Source organism: Galactobacter valiniphilus, assembly GCF_003575975.1.
Classification (GTDB): domain Bacteria; phylum Actinomycetota; class Actinomycetes; order Actinomycetales; family Micrococcaceae; genus Galactobacter; species Galactobacter valiniphilus.
In genome coordinates, this window is sequence record NZ_QQXK01000072.1 from 1 (window position 1) to 1,146 (window position 1,146).

Here is a 1,146-nt window from a genome sequence, read left to right on the forward strand (position 1 = left end):
TCGCCATCACCTACCGCGCCGGCGTCACCCTCTGCGCCATCCTCACCTGGCAACGCCTATTAGGAGACACGCCCTAGTTGGTTCCGTGCTCTCTGTCGTATTCGTCGGCGGCGCGTTCCAGGGCTAGATCCTCCTGGTAGTCACGTTCTGCCTGTTCTTGCAGTGTCTCCAGGTGAGGGGAAAGGGTGGCGCCCGGGGAGGAGGCCTCGGCTTGCGGGCTCGTTCTGGTGGAGGACGGTTGGACGGTCGCGGGCTCGAATACGACGTCGTATCCGGCCGGAGTGGGGTTCGCTGCGTTGGAGGACGTGGCTGCAACGACCGCGGCCGCGCCAGCGGCGAGCAGAGTTGCGGCGGTCATGACCACGGGGCGGCTGCGACGCAAGGGGTTGTTGCTGTTCATGAGGCGAACTCGCTTCCGGTGTCATATTCGGCGGCGGCTTGGTCGGCGAAAGCCGATGTCTTCTTGAGAGTGCGTGGAGCAGCTCTTGGTGCAGGCCATGCCTGCACCAAGTACTCCTCCTGGGCGGCTCCGCGGTCACGGGCGTGGACCCGGATCCGGTACCAACCGTGTCCGGCTTGGTTGAGAGCGATGAGGTCATCCGGTGCGATCGCGGCCGAATCGGTGAGGAAGATGTCTCCTTCACCGTCGGCTTCGGCGTCCTCGAAAGAGAACTCGGCCACGTCTTCCCAGGCGTCGAAGTCTTGGGTTTGAGGTTCGACGTCGAGGTACTCGATGGTGAAGGGTGCGGGCTCGGTTTCAGTTCCCATGATAATCCAGGTGTTCCCATGTCCGCGGCGGGCAGCCACGAGGCCATCTGGTGCGTATTCGTCATAGGGGATGTGCACGTTCAGCCCGACGAAGCTAGCGAGTGGGTGGAGCTTCACCGTCGTGGAGCGGTTCACTTGGTCACCCGGGCGTAGTAGCGGTCTCCAACGAGGACCCGGTCGCGCTTGTACATGGAGCTGAGTTTCCCACCTTGGTAGCTGTTCTGACTAGCGGGGATCCGGCAGATGCTGTAGCCCTTCGCGCCCGACTTGATGGCGGCGGGGTAGCGGCAGCTGCTGGGGATGATGGCGCTCATCGAAATTCCCCAGAGTTGCTCATCGGAATTCCTCAGGTCGCGTGGTCAGGTTAGCGCAGGTTCG

At 63.1% G+C, this 1,146-nt stretch carries 3 protein-coding genes; all 3 read right to left on the reverse strand.

The genetic code is table 11. From position 1 onward, the window contains the following. Nucleotides 1-73: 73 nt before the first annotated feature. Genes DWB68_RS16075 through DWB68_RS15765 form a run of 3 tightly spaced genes read right to left on the reverse strand, consistent with a single transcriptional unit; the run spans nt 74 to nt 1,082 of the window. Nucleotides 74-400: a hypothetical protein gene (locus tag DWB68_RS16075; protein WP_147391724.1), complete on the reverse strand. Its 327-nt coding sequence runs from the start codon at nt 398-400 to the stop codon at nt 74-76. Beyond that, nucleotides 397-903: a hypothetical protein gene (locus DWB68_RS15760; protein WP_119426057.1), complete on the reverse strand. Its 507-nt coding sequence runs from the start codon at nt 901-903 to the stop codon at nt 397-399. Before DWB68_RS15760 ends, DWB68_RS16075 begins: the two co-directional genes overlap by 4 nt. Further along, nucleotides 900-1,082 carry a NucA/NucB deoxyribonuclease domain-containing protein gene (locus DWB68_RS15765; protein WP_119426058.1) on the reverse strand — a complete coding sequence of 61 codons (183 nt, stop codon included), beginning with the start codon at nt 1,080-1,082 and terminating at the stop codon, nt 900-902. Before DWB68_RS15765 ends, DWB68_RS15760 begins: the two co-directional genes overlap by 4 nt. Between the last annotated feature and the right edge of the window lie 64 nt (nt 1,083-1,146).